Below are 17,635 nucleotides of genomic sequence, written 5' to 3'. Positions count from 1 at the left end.
GCAACCGGGGGCCCTTTTTGTTTGCGGGTCGGGTTTTGTTTTGGATTTTGGTTCTGGAGAGGTCTTCCCATGCGCACCGAACGTTCCGGCCTGATGGCCTTGCTCATCGTCACCGTGGTGTGGGGCACCACCTTCCCGGCCATGAAGCTGCTGTCTGCGCAGCTCGATGCGCTGCAAATCATCTGGCTGCGCTTTGCGATTGCGCTGGTGGTGCTGCTGCCTTTGTGGCGCGGCATGCATCGGCATGAGCGGCGCTGGGGCTGTGCGCTGGGGCTGCTGCTGTTTCTGGCGTTCTGGCTGCAAATTGAGGGGCTGGCGCGCACCAGCAGCAACCGCAATGCGTTTGTGACGGGGCTGAACGTGCTGGTGGTGCCGCTGATTGCGATGCTGGCGCTGGGCCGCCGCTACGGCTGGCAGCTGTGGGCGGCCTGCGCCATGGCGTTTGCGGGCATGGCACTGATGTTCCATGAAAACGAGCCCTGGAACCTGGGCGACACGCTCACCCTGGCCAGCACGCTGTTCTATGCGCTGTACATCCTGGCCCTGGAAGAATGCGCGCGCCGCACTAGCAATGCCCCCTTGCGCGCCACGCGCATGGCCGCTGCGCAGGCCTTGGTCATGTGCGCCGCAGCCACGGCCCTGCTGTGGGGCCGCGATGGCCACATGGACTGGCTGCCCCAACTGACCCGCCTGGACAACGCCGCCTGGATTGCCCTGGTGTACCTGGGCCTGCTGGCCAGCGTGGTGGTGGTGACGCTGCAGGCCTGGGGCCAGCAGCGGGTGGACGCCATGCGCAGCGCCATCGTCTTCGGGCTGGAGCCCGTGTTTGCGGCCTTGACGGCCTGGGTGCTGCTGGGCGAAAGCCTGGGCTGGACAGGCAGCGGCGGCGCAGCCCTGATCGTGGCCGCCCTGGTCGTGAGCCAGCTGCAGCCTGCCAGCAAGGCACAGGCGGCCTGAACAGGTGCGTTATCGCGATATTTTTAGATAAAAATAGGCTCTAGCGCTTATTGAATAAGCGCTAGCAGCTACCAAAACAATAGCAAATAGAACCCAGCGCTGCACGGAACACAGCAGCGCAGCCCGTGCCTACACCTGCGTGACCAGGCCCGTCATCTTCACCACCTCCAGATCACGCCCCTTGACCGAGGCCAGTTCGGTGCGCAGGCGGTCGTTGTTCCAGCGCTCATCCGGGGCGCCGCTGAGGTACCAGTTCGAGCCGTTGTCGGCCAGCAGCATGCCGTAGGTTTTGAGCGCTGTCAGGATGGCGTGGGCCTCGGGGCTGAAGGTGGCTGGGATGGCGTAGCTGGCCTTCAGGCGCACCCGCATGCCCATGGGTGGCAGGTTGGCGTCGGTGCTGGAGGATGCGTAATGCGTGGCGGGCGGCACAAAAGCTTTGCGCGTGCGCGCAGCCGTGAAGCGCAAGGCGTGGCGAATGCCCCCTGCGCCCTGCGAGGCCTCGTCGTACCGCACCAGACCGGGAAAGATCGGCAGCCCGGCGGCATCGGCACTGGTCCAGCCCGCCTTTGCACTGGGGCGCACGTTGTTGCTGTCGAGGTGGAACGCGGCCCCTACATCGGCCTGCCAACGGTCGCTTTTTGCAAAGGCACGTCCCAGTTCATAGAGGCGCTGGTTGTCCCGGTCGATCACCAGCACATGCCGGTCCCCGTCCTGCCCCGGCGCGCCTTCCACGGGCGCGTCCAGCGGGATGGGGAACGGGCCAGGGTCGCTTTCGTCCCCGTAGGCTTGGTATTCGATCGCCACCTTGGCCTGCTGGCCGGACACCACGCGGTACGGAATGCCGATGGGCGCCCCTTCCCACAGGCCCGAGCCAAAGTCGCGGTACAGGCCCGTGTCGGCACCCATGCTGGCGATCAGGCGCTCGGAGTTCGGGTCCACTTCGGCAGCGCTGATGTCGGTGTTCCAGGGGTTGTCGGCAGGAAACGGAATGGCCCCATTGAGCGCGGCCCCAGCGCCCAGGCTGGCGCGCGAGAGGTTGCCGTACGTGACGCCCGAGGGAGGCACCGAAGGCGTGCCGGGGCTGGTCGGGCTGGTCGGGCTGGTCGGGCTGGTCGGGCTGGTCGGAGCATCGCCCCCACCGCCTCCGCCACAAGCCGTGAGCAGCAAAACAGGAAGGGCCCCCAGGGCCCGGCGGCGTTGGCGTTGCATGGTGTTCTCCGGCAGCTAGCAATCGGGTGCTCTCCTCCGAATGGCGAAAGCGGCCGGATTGTGATGCCAACGGCACCCGCATGCTGTGAGCAGGTGTTAGCAATCGCTTTGGCACAACGCGACTGCCACTAACTGCCTCGCCGAGACGGCACACAGACAGCTACGGCCTGCTTCAGGCTCAGCGCAAGGTGACTTCGTCTGCCCGGCGCGGCTTGCCAATTGGCGCAGCAGCCTGGCCCTTGCGCACTGCCTGAATGTCTTCCTCGTTGGGGTATTCGCCCTGCAACCAGTAGTCAAACACGCGCCGTGCAATGGGCCCGGCGGCGGCGGCACCAAAGCCTGCGTTTTCCACAATCAAGGCCACCACGATTTGCGGCGACTCAGCGGGTGCGAACGCAGCAAAGAGCGAGTGGTCGCGCTGGTGCTCTTCCATCGACTTGGCGTTGTATTTGACGTTCTGGCCCAGGCTCACGGCCTGGGCGGTACCCGTTTTGCCGGCCGAGGTGTACGGCGCACCGGCAAACACGCGGGTGCCCGTGCCGCCCTTGTTCACCGCCACCAGCGCGTTGCGCACGATCTCCACGTTCTTGGGCTTGTAGCCCAGGTCTGTGCCAGGCGGCTGGGGCACCGGCGTCAGCTCGCCCGTCACCGTGTCTCTGACGGCCTTGATCAGGTGCGGCGCGTAGCGCGTGCCGCCATTGGCCAGCGTGGCCTCGGCCACTGCCAGCTGCAGCATGGTGAAGTTGTTGTAGCCCTGGCCAATGCCCAGCGACACCGTTTCGCCAGGGAACCAGCGCTTCATTTCCGGGCGCTTGTAGGTGTTGCGCTTCCACTCGGTGCTGGGCAGGGTGCCGCGCACTTCGCCGTTCAGGTCAATGCCGGTGGACTGCCCGAACGTCAGGGGCTTCATGAAGTCGTGGATGGTGTCCACGCCCATGTCCACGGCCAGCGAGTAGAAATAGGTGTTGCTGGAGAACTGGATGGCGCGGTGCATGTCGAGCGCGCCCAGGCCGCCTTCGTGGCTGCGGAAGGTGCGGCCACCGAAGTTGTAAAAGCCCGGGTCGTTGACGATCATGCTGGGCGAGCGCTTGTTCAGCTCCAGCGCGGCCAGCGCCATGAAAGGCTTGTAGGTGGAGCCCGGCGGGTACAGCCCGCGCAGGGCGCGGTTGAGCAGGGGTTTGTCGATGGATTCGTTGAGCGCGGTCCAGTTCTCCACGTCAATGCCTTCAACGAAGAGGTTGGGGTCGAACGTGGGCTTGCTCACCAGGGCCAGCACTTCGCCGTTGCGCGGATCAATGGCCACCAGGGCGCCACGGCGGTCGCCAAACAGGTCTTCCACCATCTTCTGCAACTTGATGTCCAGCGAGATCATCACGCTCTTGCCCGGCGTGGCAGGGCGACTGGCCAGCTTGCGCACGGCACGCCCACCGGCCGATGTCTCCATCTGCTCCACGCCGGTGATGCCATGCAGGTCGGATTCAAAGCTTTGCTCCACCCCCAGCTTGCCGATGTATTCGGTGCCCCGGTAGTTGGCCTCGTCGTCCGCGTCCTGAATGCGCTGCTTCTCGTTCTGGTTGATGCGGCCGATGTAACCAATGGCGTGGCTGCCGATCTCGCCCAGGGGGTAGTTCCGGAACAAGCGCGCCTTGATCTCCACACCCGGAAAGCGGTACTGCTGCGCGGCAAAGCGCGCCACCTCTTCGTCGCTCAGGCGGGTGCGAATCGGCAGCGACTCGAAGTTGCGCGACTCTTCCAGCAAGCGCTTGAAGCGCCGCCGGTCGCGCTGGTGGATGTCCACCACCTTGGCCAGCGCGTCGATGGTGTCGTCCAGCGGGGCTGCGCGCGAGGGGGTGATCTCCAGCGTGTAGGCCGCGTAGTTGGTGGCCAGCACCACGCCATTGCGGTCCAGGATCAGGCCCCGGTTGGGCACGATGGGGACCACGGCCGTGCGGTTGCTCTCGGCCTGTGCGGCCAGATCTTCGTGGCGCACCACCTGCAAATACAACAGCCGCGCCACGATGAGGCCAAACGCAAAAAACACCACGGCGGCCACCACCAGCATGCGCAGGCGCAGGCGCGATGCATCGGCGGCAACGTTGCGGATTTCAGTCATGTGTGCCGCGCCCCCAGGCTTGCACTGCGGGCAGTCGTAACGTTCCTGCGCTCACCATGGTCACAGGGGGCGGTTCTCGTCGCGGTCGGGCGGGCGGCGCTGCGGGGCCAGCAGCACCCAGCTGGCCAGGGGCCACAAAGCGACTTCCAGCGCAGGCGCCAGCAGCACCCAGAAGCCCGGGAAGATGCCGCCAGTGACCACGCGCAGCAAGGTCTCAATGCCATGCGCCATGGCAAACATGGGCAACAACTGCAGGGCCTGCGAGGGCACGCTGAACCACAGCAAGCGCCGGTGCATGGCCGTGGCGCTGAAAGACAGCACCGTGTAGGCCAACGCATGCTGGCCCAGCAGCGCAGACTGCGCCACGTCCATGCACAGCCCCAGCGCAAACGCCACGCCCATGCCCACCCGCAGGGGCTGGTGCACGCTCCAGAACACAATCAGCACCATCAGCAAGTCCGGCATCCACACCCAGCGCCCCAAGGGCACCAAGTTGACGGCCAAGCCCAGCAGCAGGCTGATGACGATGAAAACCGGGTTGACAGGCAGCAGCAACTGCTGGCCACGGGGCATGATCATTTGCGCACCCTCTTGCTGGTCACGGTGGGGGCGGGTTCGGGCCGAGGCGGCAGGTGGTCGGTCAGGGGTTTGAGCACCATCACATGGCGCACGCCCTGCACCTGGGCCAGGGGCTTGCAGTAGATGCGGGCAAAGGCCGAGTCGGCACGGCGCTCCACATGGGTCACGCGGGCCACAGGCAAGCCTGGGGGATAGACGCCGTCCACCCCACTGGTAGTGAGCAGGTCGTCCTCGCGCACATCGGCATTGGCCTGGATGAAGCGCAGCTCAATGCCGCCACCGTGCTCGGCCATTGGGTCACCATACGCCACGGCGCGGGCGCCAGTGCGCAGGTTCAGCACCGGGATGGCCTGATCTCGGTCCACCAGCAGCGTGACTTCACTCACCAGGGGAAACACCCGCGTCACCTGTCCCAGCACGCCGCCTTCGTCCATCACGGGCACGCCCTGCTCCACGCCATGCAGCTGACCCTGGTCAATGACCACACGGCGGGTGTAGGGGTCGGCGGTGTCGTAAATCACCTGGGCGGCCTGGGCGGGGGTCTGCAGCCGCTCGCGCAGCGCCAGCAGTTTGCGCAGGCGCACGTTCTCTTGCGCCAGTTGCTCGGCCTGGTGCGCCTGCTGCGACACCAGTACCAGCTTTTGCGCGGCGGCATCGGCATCGGCCTGGGCCGATTGCAAGGATTGGAAGTAGCCCGAGCCGTGGCGTGCCAACTCCACCGGCTGGAACACCAACCACTGCACCGGGTAAAGCACCGAGCCAATGGCCAGGCGCACAGGCCCGGTGATTTGAAAGCGGGCATCGGCCACCATCAAGAACAACGCCAGCGCGCTGAACGCAGCCAAACGCGACAGGGCCGAAGGGCCCTGCTTGAAGAAAGGTGGCGCACTGCGGTCTAGGGTTCCCAGGGGCATAGAGGGCAGTACTTCAGGAAGGGTCGCGCAGGGGCTGGGTCACTGCAGTGGATTCACAAAGCATGGAGACATCAGCGATCACGCGGTTCTGACCCAGAGCCCCCTGCGAAAGAAGGCCCCAGACTTGCACATTACTCGCTGGTGAAGATGCTGCCCAGGCGGTCCATGCGCTCCAGCGCAATGCCGCAACCGCGCACCACGCAGGTCAGCGGGTCTTCGGCCACCAGCACGGGCAGGCCGGTTTCTTCGGCCAGCAAACGGTCTAGGTCACGCAGCAGCGCGCCGCCGCCGGTCAGCATCATGCCGCGGTCGGAAATGTCGGCACCCAGTTCTGGGGGGGTTTGCTCCAGCGCGTTTTTCACGGCCGAGACGATCTGGTTGAGCGGGTCGGTCAGGGCTTCCAGGACTTCGTTGCTGGAGATAGTGAAGCTGCGCGGCACGCCCTCAGACAGGTTGCGGCCCTTGACTTCCATCTCGCGCACTTCGGAGCCCGGGAAGGCCGAGCCGATGTTCTTCTTGATGGCTTCGGCCGTGGGCTCGCCAATCAGCATGCCGTAGTTGCGGCGGATGTAGTTGATGATGGCTTCGTCAAATTTATCGCCACCCACACGCACACTGCCCTTGTAGACCATGCCGCCCAGCGAGATCACGCCCACTTCGGTCGTGCCGCCGCCGATGTCGACGACCATGGAGCCCGAGGCTTCGGAGACTGGCAAGCCAGCGCCGATGCCAGCCGCCATGGGCTCTTCGATCAGATACACCGCCGTGGCGCCTGCCGCTTCAGCGGCGTCCTTGATGGCGCGGCGCTCAACCTGGGTGGAGCCACAGGGCACGCAGATGATGATGCGCGGGCTGGGGGTGAACAGCGTGCGGGGGTGCACCATCTTGATGAACTGCTTGATCATCTGTTCGGTGATCACGAAGTCGGCGATCACGCCATCCTTCATGGGCCGGATGGCTTCAATGTTGCCGGGCACCTTGCCCAGCATGGCTTTGGCTTCGTGGCCTACCGCCTGGATGACCTTCTTGCCGTGGGGGCCGCCTTCGTGGCGGATAGCAACCACTGAGGGCTCGTCCAGAACGATGCCTTTGTCACGGGCAAAAATGAGGGTGTTGGCGGTGCCAAGGTCAATGGCAAGGTCGGTGGAGAAGTACCGACGAAAAGCTCCGAACATTCAAAAATCCTCTCAGGCACGGCATGCGCGTCGGCCTGCCATCGCCAGGTGTGTCAGGGAGTGGGTGGGAGTCAAATATCACTTTTTTCGCACAATGACCGGCTGAAAAGAGGGTATTGCGGCAAAGCCGGGATAATACCCCATCCCCTGTGAATAACTCCCTCCGGCATGACCCGGATCACAGCTTTACATCTGGTATCCCGAGAAATATTTTCCCTATGGCACTGACCCCTCAGGACATTGGTCGCATCGCCAATCTGGCGCGACTGGAGCTCACACCCTCAGAAAGTGAGCGCATGCTCACGCAATTGAACGGTTTTTTCGACGTTGTGGAGCAAATGCGGGCTGTGGATACCCAAGGGATTGAGCCCCTGGCCCACCCCGTGGCGGCGATCCAGGCCGTGGCGCTGCGCCTGCGCGAAGACGTGGCCAGCGAGCCCAACAACCGGGAAGCCAACCAAAAGAGTGCGCCAGCCGTGGAGCGCGGCCTGTTCCTCGTGCCCAAAGTGATCGAGTAAGCCCCATGACCCAGAATCCCACCGCACTGCACGACCTGAGTGTGACCGAGCTGGCAAGCCAGCTGCGCAACCGCCAGATTTCCGCCGTTGAAGCCGCCCAGCATTTCCTGGCCCGCACCAAGGCCCACCCCACCCTGGGCGCCTACGTGGCCCTGAACGAAGACGCCACCCTGGCCCAGGCGCAGGCGGCCGACGCGCGCATTGCCGCGGGCACCGCAGGCCCCCTGGCCGGCGTGCCCATCGCGCACAAAGACATCTTTGTTACCAAAGAGTTTCCGAGCACCGCAGGCTCCAAGATGTTGGCGGGCTACCAGTCGCCATTTGATGCCACCGTGGTCAGCAAACTGGCCGAGGCCGGTGCCGTGACACTGGGCAAACTCAACTGCGACGAGTTCGCCATGGGCTCGGCCAATGAGAACTCGGCCATCGCCCCGCTGGGCTTTGACGCCCCCGCCCCTGTGCGCAACCCCTGGGACACCAGCCGCATTCCCGGCGGCTCGTCGGGCGGCAGCGCCGTGGCAGTGGCTGCACGTCTGGCCCCCGCAGCCACTGGCACCGACACCGGCGGCTCCATCCGTCAGCCTGCCTCGTTTTGCGGCATCACCGGCATCAAGCCCACGTATGGCCGCGCCAGCCGCTACGGCATGATCGCCTTCGCCTCCAGCCTGGACCAGGCCGGCCCCATGGCCCGCAGCGCTGAAGACTGCGCCCTGCTGCTGTCGGCGATGTGCGGCCCGGACCCTGACCGCGACTCCACATCGCTGGATGTGCCCGCCGAAAATTTCAGCGCCAAGCTCAATGACTCCATCGAAGGCCTGCGCATCGGCATCCCCGCCGAATTCTTTGGCGAAGGGCTGGCGCCCGATGTGCGCGCCGCTGTCGACGGGGCGCTCAAGGAATACGAAAAGCTCGGCGCCAAGCTCGTGCCCATCACGCTGCCGCGCACCGAGCTGTCCATCCCGGTGTACTACATCATTGCGCCGGCCGAGGCCTCGTCCAACCTCAGCCGCTTTGACGGCGTGAAGTTTGGCCACCGCGCCAAGGACTACACCGACCTGGTGGACATGTACAAGAAGACCCGTGCCGAAGGCTTTGGCGACGAGGTCAAGCGCCGTATCATGATCGGCGCCTATGTGCTCTCGCATGGCTACTACGACGCCTACTACCTGCAGGCCCAAAAAATCCGCCGCATGATCGCCGACGACTTCCAGAACGCCTTCAAGGAATGCGACGTGATTGCTGGCCCCGTGGCCCCCACCGTAGCCTGGAAGCTGGGCGAGCACGGCAGCGACCCACTGGCCGATTACCTGGCCGACATCTTCACCCTGCCAGCATCGCTGGCGGGCCTGCCCGGCATGAGCGTGCCTGCAGGTTTTGGCGAGGGCGGCATGCCCGTGGGCCTGCAACTGATCGGCAACTACTTCAAGGAAGCCCAGTTGCTGAACACCGCGCACCGCCTGCAGCAAGCCACCGACTTCCACCTCCGCCAGCCCGGAGGGCTTTGATTTATGACGACGAGCAAATTGATCCACGGTTACGAAGTCGTCATCGGCTTCGAAACCCACACCCAGCTGGCCACGCAGAGCAAGATTTTCAGCCGTTCGCCCACCGCCTTTGGTGCCGAGCCCAACACCCAGGCCAGCCCTGTAGACCTCGCATTGCCAGGCACACTGCCGGTGATGAACCGCAAGGCCGTTGAGTGCGCTATCAAATTAGGACTGGCTCTGGGCTCCCACATTGCGCCAGAGAGTATTTTTGCCCGCAAGAATTACTTCTACCCTGACCTGCCCAAGGGCTACCAGATCAGCCAGTTTGAAATCCCGGTGGTGCAAGGCGGCGAGGTCTCCTTCTTCCTGGGCGACGAGAAGAAGACCGTGCGCCTGGTGCGCGCCCACCTGGAGGAAGACGCGGGTAAATCGCTGCACGAAGACTCAGCACTCGGAGGTGGGGGCCAGTCCGGCATCGACCTGAACCGTGCCGGCACGCCGCTGCTGGAAATCGTGACCGAGCCTGACATGGGCTCCAGCGAAGAAGCCGTGGCCTACGCCAAAGAGCTGCACAAGATCGTGACCTGGATCGGCATCTGCGACGGCAACATGCAGGAAGGCAGCTTCCGTTGCGACGCTAACGTGTCGGTGCGCAAGCCGGGCCAGCCGCTGGGCACGCGCCGCGAGATCAAGAACCTGAACTCGTTCAAGTTCATGCAACAGGCGATTGACTACGAAATCCGCTGGCAAATCGAGCAGATCGAGGACGGCCATGCCATCCAGCAGGCCACCGTGCTGTTCGACCCCGACACGGGCGAAACCCGCGCCATGCGCACCAAGGAAGACGCTGCGGACTACCGCTACTTCCCCGACCCAGACCTGCCACCGCTGCAGATTTCGCAAGCCTGGATTGACGAGCAGCGCGCCCAGATGGACGCATTGCCGCGCGTAATTGCCGCCCGATATGTCGCGGAATACGACTTGTCAGAATACGATGCTTCGGCTCTCACGCAGAGCAAAGCAACCATGACGTACTTTCAACAAGTCGTCGGAGGAGCGAAAGCCCCTGTGTCTCCCAAGATCGCCTGCAACTGGATCATGGGTGAGCTTTCAAGACGATTGAATTCAGACGAAACTGCCATTGAAGATGCACCAGTCAAGCCAGACCAGATGGTTGCATTGCTGACGCGCATCGCCGACGGCACCATCTCCAACAACGCTGCCAAGCAGGTGTTTGATGCCCTGTGGACAGGCGAGTCTGTCGATGTGGACGCCATCATCGAAGCCAAGGGCCTCAAGCAGATGAACGACTCCGGCGCGCTGGAGGCCATCATCGACGAAGTGATTGCCGCCAACGCCGACAACGTGGCCCAGTTCCGCGCGGGCAAGGACAAGGCATTCAATGCGCTGGTGGGCCAGATCATGAAGGCCAGCAAGGGCAAGGCCAATCCGCAGCAGGTCAACGATTTGCTGCGAGCCAAGCTGTCGGCCTGAAGCGCAAAGGGCAGGCAGAGGGGCGCTGAAAGTCCCTGGCTTGCCCCCCATTGAAAAAGCCCTCGGGTCTATCCCAGAGGGGCTTTTTTATTGATGCTGCCCATCAGCGGGCCGCCGATGCCGCCGCAGGTTGCGTGGCCGAAGCCGCAGGCAGGCTCACGGGTTTGTAGGCCTCCCACAGCACCTTGAGCTTGGCCAGCTCCACATCAAACCGCTGGTTCACCTTGCGCTTTTCCTGGTCCTGGCCGAGGATGAAACGCTGCTGCTCGGCAATGCCGTCTTCGTTTTCTCCGATCTTGCGGCGCAGGGTCATCGGCGCTTTGTTGGGGTCCTTTTTGTAGAACTCCATTTCCTGGTCCAGCTTCTTGCGCTCGTCACGCAAGTCCAGAATGCGCTTTTCAGCCGTGGCGGTGACCTCATCCACCATCAGCAAGGCGGCGTTACGCTCGATGTCGTGGGTGGCTTTGTCGGGGTAGCGCGCGACCAACGCGCGCTCGCGGCGGCGCTCTTCCGTGACACGCACGCGCTCTTCGGTTTCTTTGCGTTGCTGGGCTTCTTGGGCCGCACGCTCGGTGTCTGACAGCGAGGGGCCAATCTGGCGACGGGTAACCCCTGAGGGGCTCAGCTCACGCTGTTCACGGTCCAGGCATTCCAGGATGGGGCGATCGGCCGTCAGACGGCGGCCATGCTTGTCAACGCAGGTGTAGATGCCCCCCTGGGCAGAGGCAAGCGCAGTGATGCCCGCCCAAAGCGTGATCCCCACTGCACTCGCCGCCCATTTTTTCAAGTTCCTTATCCTTCTGTGACGCCATATTTTTGGCGATATGCAAAGACCCGCTCGTGATGGATGCGCATCTCCGCCCCCCCGTTTTGAGAGAGATAAAGCAATAAATCTGCCAGCTTGGCAATCACGCACACCTGCATGCCCAACTGATTGCGCACGTACTGCACTGCGCTGTGCTCCACGTCCACGCCATTCTCTGTGGCTTTTTCCTGGCGGTCCAGCGCAATGGCCAAGGCGTGGGGCGTGGCCCCTGCGGCCTGGATGAGCGCGATGGACTGGCGCGCGGCCGTGCCTGCAGACATCACATCGTCCACGATCAACACCCGGCCTTTGAGCGGAGCGCCGACCAGGGTGCCGCCTTCGCCGTGGTCCTTGGCCTCTTTGCGGTTGTAGGCAAACGGCACATTGCGACCCAGGCGGGCCAGTTCCACCGCCACCGTCGCCGCCAGCGGAATGCCCTTGTAGGCGGGGCCAAAAACCATGTCGAATTCGATACCGCTGGCCAGCAAGGCTTTTGCATAGAATTCGGCCAGACGACCGATCTTGGCCCCGTCGTCAAACAGACCGGCGTTGAAGAAATACGGGCTCATCCGACCGGCTTTGGTCTTAAATTCCCCGAATCGCAAGACGCCCGATTCCACGGCAAAACGTACAAAATCCTGCGCCAAAGCGCCGTCGTCCAAGGCTTGCGCGCCAACATCCACCATGGGAAATTCCTTGTTCAAATTAACCAGCCTCAATCTCAATGGCATCCGTTCGGCCACCAGCAAAGGCGTGGAGAGCTGGATCGCCACCACGCGGCCGGATTGTATTTGCGTGCAGGAAGTCAAAGCCCAGGCCGCCGACATCGCCACCCGCTTCGAGGTGCTGGCGGGCCTGAAGGGGCACTTCCATTTTGCGCAGAAAAAGGGCTATTCAGGGGTAGGCATTTACACCCGGCACGAGCCTTCAGACGTCATCGTGGGCTACAACTCGCCCGAGTTTGACCTGGAGGGCCGCTATGTAGAGCTGCGCTTTGACACGCCTGCGCGCAAGCTCTCCGTTGTGAGCGCCTACTTTCCCAGCGGCTCGTCTGGCGAGGAGCGCCAGCAGGCCAAGTTCCGCTTCCTGGCCGAGTTCTACCCGCACCTCATGCAGCTCAAGGCCGGGCGCGAATTCATCCTGTGTGGCGACGTCAACATCGCCCACCAAAACATTGACTTGAAGAACTGGCGCAGCAACCAAAAGAACAGCGGCTTCCTGCCCGAGGAACGTGCCTGGATGACAAAATTGTTAGACACAAGTGGCGAAGGCGGCGCCTTGGTAGACGTTTACCGTCAGTTACAACCGACCACCACCGACACCGCTTACACCTGGTGGAGCAACCGGGGCCAGGCCTATGCCAACAACGTGGGCTGGCGGCTGGATTACCACCTGGCCACGCCAGCCCTGGCCGCCCTCGCCCGCACCGAATCCATTTACAAGGGCGAGAAATTCTCGGACCACGCGCCCATCACCGTGGAATACGAACTGGGCCTGTGAGCCCCCAAAAAACCTGTTCGCCCCCCACGCAGCTGCCCGGCTGCGCTGAATTTTCTGCCCCTACGCTGACTCGCCGCCCATGCTCCACTACCTGACCGTTCCTGTGACGGCGTTTCAACAGAACGCGTCGATCCTCTGGTGCGATGCCACCCAGCAGGCGGCCATCATTGACCCGGGCGGCGACCTGGATGTGCTGCTGGCCGAGGTCGAGCGCCTGGGCCTCACGCTCTCGCAGATCTGGCTCACCCACGCCCATATCGACCACGCAGGCGGCACGGGCGAGCTGGCGCAGCGCCTGCAGCTGCCCATCGTGGGGCCGCACCCGGGTGACCAGTTCTGGATTGACGGGCTGGCGCAGCAAAGCGCGATGTTTGGCTTTCCGCCCGCGCAGCCCTTCACGCCCACGCGCTGGCTGCACGACGGCGACACGGTGCAACTGGGCCACGAGACGCTGAACGTGCGCCACTGCCCCGGCCACACGCCAGGGCACGTGGTGTTCCATGCGCCGCAGATTGACCGGGCGTTTGTGGGCGATGTGCTGTTTGCCGGCAGCATCGGCCGCACGGACTTCCCCCAGGGCAACCACCAGCAACTCATCGACAGCATCACCCAGCGCCTGTGGCCCATGGGCGACCAGACCGTGTTCATCCCCGGCCACGGCCCCGAAAGCACCTTCGGGCGCGAGCGCCGCAGCAACCCCTACGTGGGCAACACCTGAACAGGCTGGGGCACAGAGCCCACAGCACGTAGCCCCCGCTTTGTGGCGCGGCGGCCACATCTGCCTCGCCTCTATTTGGTAATGATTCTCAATTACTTACAATCATTGTCCAGCCAGCCATCTGCTCGATACAGCGCCTTGACCTCGCGCGTTGCGGAACGTCAGCCAGTTCCGCAAACAACATCGAGGAGAAACCATGGCGCGCATCCGCAGCCCCCACCACACCGTTCCACTGCACCTGCTGGCGCTGGCCATTGCGGCCCTGCCCGGCGTCATCCAGGCCCAGACGGCTGAAAAAAGCCTGCCGGAGACGACGATCCGCTCCGAGGCCACCGTCCCCTACAAAACCGACCGGCTGGCCAACCCCAAGCTCACGCAGCCGCTGGTGGACATCCCCCAAACCATCTCCGTCATCAATTCCGAAGTGATCCGCGAGCAAGGCGCTGCATCGCTGATGGACGCGCTGCGCAACACCCCCGGCATCACCATGCAGCTGGGCGAAGGCGGCAGCACCTCAGCGGGTGACACCTTCCAGCTGCGGGCGTTCTCCACCCAGACCGCCACCTTCATCGACGGTATCCGCGACCTGGGTGCTATCACGCGCGACATCTTCAACATCGACCAGGTGGAAGTGGTGAAGGGCCCCGCAGGCACCGACATTGGCCGGGGCGCGGCCTCGGGCTACATCAACCTGATCTCCAAGCTGCCCACCCGCACCGACCAGTACGGTGTGACCACCACCGTGAACACCGCCAACAACAAGCGCGTGACGGCAGACCTGAACAAGCAGCTGGGCGAGACATCGGCTGCGCGCCTGAACCTCATGGGCCAGGCCGGTGGCGTGGAAGGCCGCAACGTGGTGGAGAACAACGGTTACGCCATCGCCCCTTCGTTCGCCTGGGGCCTGGGCACACCCACGCGCATCTACCTGTACTCGCAGCACGTGCGCCAGGACAACGTGCCCGATGGCGGCATCTCCACCATCGGCATGCCGGGCTTTTACAACGCTGCGGCCCAGGTCAACGCCGGCGCCAGGGTCAACCGCGAGAACTTCTACGGCAGCAAGGACGACTACGAAAAGGTCGACGCCGACATGGTGACGGCCAAGTTTGAGCACGACCTGGGCGGCGGCACCGTGGTGCGCAACATTGCGCGCGCGGGCACCACCCAGATGGACCGCCGCCTGACCAGCGTGGGCGCCATCACCGCCACCAACCTGGCCAACCCCAGCAGCTGGACGGCAGCGCGGTCATTGCAGCGCACCGACCAAACCAACGACGTGCTGGCCAACCTGACCAACGTGACCAGCCAGTTCAGCACCGGCAGCGTCAAACACACCCTGTCGGCCGGGCTGGAGTTCATGCACGAGCGCCAGAAGAACCTGGGCTTTGGCACCGCCGCGCAAACCATCAACGGCGTGACCTACGCCGCCGTGAACGCACCGGCCGCCAACCTGTACGCCCCCAACGCCAGCGACGCCCTGGGCGTGCCCTATCGCACCGGCGCCGACACCGATGGCAGCACCAACACGGCGGCGCTGTACGCCTTCGATACGCTGCAGCTGAACGAGCGGTGGCAGCTCAATGGCGGCCTGCGTTTTGAGCACTACCGCACCAAGACCGATGCCAGCACCATCGTCACCACCAGCAACCTGACCAGCTACCCCGGCTACGCTGCAGGCTCGCTGGCGCCATCGGCGCTGAGCACCTCGGGCAACCTCACCAGCTGGAAGCTGGGCGCGCTGTACAAGCCTGCGGCCAACGGCAGCATCTACGCATCCCTGGCCAACTCGCTCACGCCCCCTGGCGGCTCCAACTTCGCGCTGTCGTCCACCTCCACCAACCAGAACAACGCCGCGCTGGACCCGCAAGAGACCCGCAACATCGAGCTGGGCACCAAGTGGGAACTGCTGGACAACCGACTGAATCTGAGTGCTGCCGTGTTCCGCACCGAGAACGACAAGCAGATCTCGTACGACGCGATCACCGGCATCTACACCCAGTACGGCAAGACCCGCGTGCAGGGCATCGAGCTGGCCGCCGTGGGCCAGATCACCAACTTCTGGCAGGTGTCGGCAGGCATTGCCAAGACACAGACCAAGGCCCTGGGGCAGAACAGCATCAGCGGCACCACGGTGACCAACACCGACAGCGTGCGCTGGTCGCCCGACCTCACCGCCACCGCCTGGACCTCGTACACCTGGGGCGCCTTCACCCTGGGTGGCGGCGCGCGGTATGTGTCTGACCAAAAGCGCGTGGTCACCGCTGGTACGGCGCTCAATGTGTCCAACATGCCCAAGATCCCTTCGTACTGGGTGACCGACCTGATGGCGGCCTACAAGGTCAACCGCAACGTCAACCTGCGACTGAACATCTACAACCTGTTCGACAAGGAATACATCAGCACGCTGAACAACAACGGCGCACGCATGGTGCTGGGCGCGCCCCGCTCGGCCTCGCTGACGGCAGAGTTCTTGTTCTAAGGCGACGCTGAACCCGCCCCACGCGGGCAAGGTGTGTGCCCAAGCGGGCCGCACCATGGCCCCATCCCCTGCCCTGGCCGACAACGCAGGGCTAGGGACACCGGGGCCTGCTTCACCCCCTCAGGCCGGTGTGCCCCACTACAGCACACGCCGCCCCCGAGGGCGTGCGACAGGCTCTGCCCCCACAGCGGCACGCCGCCCCTCCTGCCCTTTCTGACCCATCTCTTTGCGGAGCCCTTCGCATGACCTTCCCCTCCATGAACCGCCGCACCCTGCTCTCTGGCACCGCCATGGCCGCCCTAGGCGCTGCGGGGGCCCTGGGCCTGGCCCCCGGGCGCGCCCTGGCGCTGGGCGCCGATGCCAGCACCACGCTGATTGGCGCCGCCTGGCGTGGCCCCAAGACCACCGACACCCACTACGCGGGCGTGCTGGCCGCCGACTGGGAGCGCAAGCAGCTCACCATCCGCTACGCCGTGGCCCTGCCCTCGCGCCCGCACGGGCTGGTGCCGCAGGCAGACGGCGGCCTGCTGGTCAACTGCGTGCGCCCCGGCACCTGGCTGCTGCGTTGCGATGGCGCGGGCAAGGTGGCAGAGCACATCAAGCTCGACCGTGACCAGGACGCCGTGCTGCTCAGCGGCCACACGGTGCCATCGCCCGACGGAGCCACCCTCTACACCACCGAAATCAACTACCGCACCGGGCGCGGCCACATCGGCGTGCGCGACGCCGCCACGCTGCGCAAACAGGCCGAGTGGGACAGCGGCGGCATTGACCCCCACCAGCCCGTGCTGGACACGCAAGGCCACCTGCTGGTGGCCAACGGCGGAGTGCTGCGCAACCTGGCCGACGCCAAGTACGACCTGCAGCGCATGGAATCGGCCCTGGTGCGCATCGACACCCGCACCGGCCGCATCGCCCAGCGCTGGGTGCTGGACGACCCGCGCCTGAGCATGCGCCACATCGCCTGGAGCACGTCCGCCACGGCCGCCACCTCAGATGCCCCCCGTCGCCTGGGCGTGGCCATGCAGGCCGAGCACGAAGACCCCGCCCGCCGCGCCGCAGCGCCCATCCTGGCCGTGCTGGAGGGCGACCAGCTGAGCGTGCCCAGCCGTGTGAACGACGGCCACGGCTACGCGGGCGACATCACCCCCGCCTACAACGGCGGCTTTGCGGTGTCGAGCAACAAGGCCGGGCTGGCGCAGCTGTGGCACCCCAGCATGCCCGACAAGCTCTCGGCCATCGTGCAACTGCAAGAGGCCTACGCCCTGACCGCCTGGGCCGGGCCCCAACCCGGCGGCGGCGTGCTGGTGGCCACCGCCCCGGGCCTGGTGCGCTGGCACCCCAGCGCCAAGCCCGCCTTTCTGCCCTGGCCCGAGCCCATGGCGCTGGACAACCATTGGGTGCTGATGGGGTGACGTTTTAAGCAAAAACACCCTCTAGCGCTCATGCAATAAGCGCTAGCAGCTATCAAATCAATAGCGTCTTGCGCTTTTGCACTGGGGCCACACGGGGGCAAAACGCGGGCGGGCAGATGCGCCCAGGTCTTGATGCGCATCAACACCGCCCCCGCGCAGCAGGCGCATGCTGTGGCACAGGGCGGCACGGAATGGGCTGCCCTTTCGGCAGCAACGGCGTGCCTGGCGGGCGATCCCCCCAGCGCGCTGGAGTTGCCGGACCACAACAA

15 protein-coding genes are annotated in these 17,635 nt (G+C 64.6%); 8 read left to right on the top strand and 7 right to left on the bottom strand.

All coding sequences use genetic code 11. The annotated features are described in order from the left end of the window. Positions 1–69 precede the first annotated feature (69 nt). A complete protein-coding gene (locus tag CLU88_RS16640) occupies positions 70–957 on the top strand; it encodes a DMT family transporter (RefSeq protein ID WP_099657540.1) in 888 nt (295 codons plus the stop codon). Positions 958–1,086: 129 nt separating this feature from the next. Here CLU88_RS16640 and CLU88_RS23320 read toward each other — a convergent pair whose 3' ends face one another. The 5 genes from CLU88_RS23320 to CLU88_RS16615 form a co-directional block, all read right to left on the bottom strand. After that, positions 1,087–2,166, bottom strand: coding sequence for a hypothetical protein (locus tag CLU88_RS23320; RefSeq protein ID WP_233205510.1), 1,080 nt, complete (start codon positions 2,164–2,166; stop codon positions 1,087–1,089). 178 nt (positions 2,167–2,344) lie between these two features. Next, positions 2,345–4,279, bottom strand: coding sequence for a penicillin-binding protein 2 (gene mrdA, locus CLU88_RS16630; RefSeq protein ID WP_099657539.1), 1,935 nt, complete (start codon positions 4,277–4,279; stop codon positions 2,345–2,347). A 60-nt stretch (positions 4,280–4,339) separates the two neighbouring features. Beyond that, the gene (gene mreD, locus CLU88_RS16625; RefSeq protein WP_099657538.1) at positions 4,340–4,858 is read right to left on the bottom strand and encodes a rod shape-determining protein MreD; all 519 of its coding nucleotides are present in this window, start codon (positions 4,856–4,858) and stop codon (positions 4,340–4,342) included. Then, the gene (mreC, locus tag CLU88_RS16620) at positions 4,855–5,772 is read right to left on the bottom strand and encodes a rod shape-determining protein MreC (protein WP_099657537.1); all 918 of its coding nucleotides are present in this window, start codon (positions 5,770–5,772) and stop codon (positions 4,855–4,857) included. Before mreC ends, mreD begins: the two co-directional genes overlap by 4 nt. Before the next feature lie 131 nt (positions 5,773–5,903). Beyond that, positions 5,904–6,947 (bottom strand): rod shape-determining protein, encoded by a 1,044-nt coding sequence (locus tag CLU88_RS16615; RefSeq protein ID WP_099657536.1) that lies wholly within the window; start codon positions 6,945–6,947, stop codon positions 5,904–5,906. Between the two features lie 218 nt (positions 6,948–7,165). Between CLU88_RS16615 and gatC the strand changes: the two genes are divergently transcribed. From gatC to gatB, 3 genes are read left to right on the top strand one after another with little or no spacing between them, the layout of a single operon-like run. Next, a complete protein-coding gene (gene gatC, locus CLU88_RS16610; RefSeq protein WP_099657535.1) occupies positions 7,166–7,465 on the top strand; it encodes an Asp-tRNA(Asn)/Glu-tRNA(Gln) amidotransferase subunit GatC in 300 nt (99 codons plus the stop codon). Positions 7,466–7,470: 5 nt separating this feature from the next. Then, entirely contained in the window at positions 7,471–8,970 is a 1,500-nt protein-coding gene (gene gatA / locus CLU88_RS16605) for an Asp-tRNA(Asn)/Glu-tRNA(Gln) amidotransferase subunit GatA (protein WP_099657534.1), read from the top strand. Between the two features lie 3 nt (positions 8,971–8,973). Then, positions 8,974–10,446: an Asp-tRNA(Asn)/Glu-tRNA(Gln) amidotransferase subunit GatB gene (gene gatB / locus CLU88_RS16600; RefSeq protein WP_099657533.1), complete on the top strand. Its 1,473-nt coding sequence runs from the start codon at positions 8,974–8,976 to the stop codon at positions 10,444–10,446. A 103-nt stretch (positions 10,447–10,549) separates the two neighbouring features. On the opposite strand, the gene CLU88_RS16595 is transcribed toward gatB, so the two are convergent. Further along, entirely contained in the window at positions 10,550–11,233 is a 684-nt protein-coding gene (locus tag CLU88_RS16595; protein WP_369827658.1) for a DUF4124 domain-containing protein, read from the bottom strand. A 5-nt stretch (positions 11,234–11,238) separates the two neighbouring features. Beyond that, complete coding sequence (pyrE, locus tag CLU88_RS16590; RefSeq protein ID WP_099658960.1) at positions 11,239–11,937, bottom strand: orotate phosphoribosyltransferase; 699 nt, start codon at positions 11,935–11,937, stop codon at positions 11,239–11,241. 10 nt (positions 11,938–11,947) lie between these two features. Here pyrE and CLU88_RS16585 point away from each other — a divergent pair, with 10 nt between their 5' ends. The 4 genes from CLU88_RS16585 to CLU88_RS16570 all read left to right on the top strand — a co-directional run bounded on the left by CLU88_RS16585 (position 11,948) and on the right by CLU88_RS16570 (position 17,366). Continuing rightward, the gene (locus tag CLU88_RS16585) at positions 11,948–12,751 is read left to right on the top strand and encodes an exodeoxyribonuclease III (RefSeq protein ID WP_099657531.1); all 804 of its coding nucleotides are present in this window, start codon (positions 11,948–11,950) and stop codon (positions 12,749–12,751) included. 79 nt (positions 12,752–12,830) lie between these two features. Then, positions 12,831–13,469: an MBL fold metallo-hydrolase gene (locus CLU88_RS16580; protein WP_099657530.1), complete on the top strand. Its 639-nt coding sequence runs from the start codon at positions 12,831–12,833 to the stop codon at positions 13,467–13,469. A gap of 196 nt (positions 13,470–13,665) precedes the next feature. After that, on the top strand, positions 13,666–15,951 hold the full coding sequence (locus CLU88_RS16575; protein ID WP_099657529.1) for a catecholate siderophore receptor Fiu: 2,286 nt from the start codon (positions 13,666–13,668) through the stop codon (positions 15,949–15,951). Between the two features lie 242 nt (positions 15,952–16,193). Then, entirely contained in the window at positions 16,194–17,366 is a 1,173-nt protein-coding gene (locus CLU88_RS16570) for a DUF1513 domain-containing protein (protein WP_199173467.1), read from the top strand. Positions 17,367–17,635 lie beyond the last annotated feature (269 nt).

Origin of the sequence: Acidovorax sp. 56, assembly GCF_002749705.1 — a bacterium.
Lineage (GTDB): Bacteria > Pseudomonadota > Gammaproteobacteria > Burkholderiales > Burkholderiaceae_C > Acidovorax.
This window is presented reverse-complemented; position numbering and strand designations above follow the sequence as displayed.